The sequence below is a fragment of the Desulfovibrio sp. ZJ369 genome, assembly GCF_011039085.1.
Lineage (GTDB): Bacteria > Desulfobacterota > Desulfovibrionia > Desulfovibrionales > Desulfovibrionaceae > Desulfovibrio.
Genome location: NZ_JAAKEI010000104.1, coordinates 1 through 807, shown reverse-complemented (window position 1 = coordinate 807; position 807 = coordinate 1). Strand labels below are relative to the sequence as shown.

1 protein-coding gene is annotated in these 807 nt (G+C 49.2%); it reads right to left on the bottom strand.

The features are described from left to right. Positions 1-170: 170 nt before the first annotated feature. Complete coding sequence (locus G7Y51_RS13495; RefSeq protein WP_165178278.1) at positions 171-374, bottom strand: AlpA family phage regulatory protein; 204 nt, start codon at positions 372-374, stop codon at positions 171-173. Positions 375-807 lie beyond the last annotated feature (433 nt).

Here is an 807-nt window from a genome sequence, read left to right as displayed (position 1 = left end):
GCCCCCGCCGGAGGCTTCCTTGTCCGTCGCCCGCAAGCATCCATAGCCGGAAAGCAAGGGCATTTGGTCAAGGCCCGCGAAGCGGCCCGCCAGGGCTTGGCCTTGACGGAATGCCCGCTTCCGGCACTCCTGCGGGAGTGACGGACGAAGAGCCGGGGAAAAAACGGGATTCATTTTTCCTCCGGTTCGGCGGTGAGCTTTTCCAGAAGCGCGGCAATATCCGCCGCTCTCCACGCCGTTGTGCGCGGGCCGAGTTTGACGGGTTTCGGATACCGACCGCTCTTGCAGCCCGCCCACCATGCGCTACGGCTGACGGGGATGAGTGCGAGTACCTGCGGCAGACGCAGCAGAGCGTTATTGGGTATATTTTGCATGGACTTTCTCCTGTCGGGTTAGGTTCGGCAAACTGTAGCATAACTTTTTTCCATCTCCGTAAATTTGCAATGTTGCAAGCTTGAAAACATATCCAACAACCTCCAAAGCGGTTCATATTGGACTCAAAAAAATTTTATAAAAATGCTTGACATGTTTTTGTATTTAAAAGCGTAAATATTTATCGCTTTGGATTTTTTATATTTTTTAGAATTGAGCACTCCACCGGCTAGAGCATTTTCACTTTTATTTTATTTAGAAATCGTTTAGATTGCAGAGATGAAATTTGCATCTGAAGAAATCCGAACCAAGGCTGTTCATGCGTATCTTGATGGAAAAGCAACAGCCAGGCAATTGGCAGATATTTTAGGTTATACCCCGGCTAGCATCTGCAATTGGGTCAGAGCTTACCGTGAAAACCAACGATTATCAGCC

Bases quoted from the DNA above. Each gene is read 5' to 3' on its own strand.
- G7Y51_RS13495 (WP_165178278.1), bottom strand. From the start codon at position 374: ATGCAAAATATACCCAATAACGCTCTGCTGCGTCTGCCGCAGGTACTC.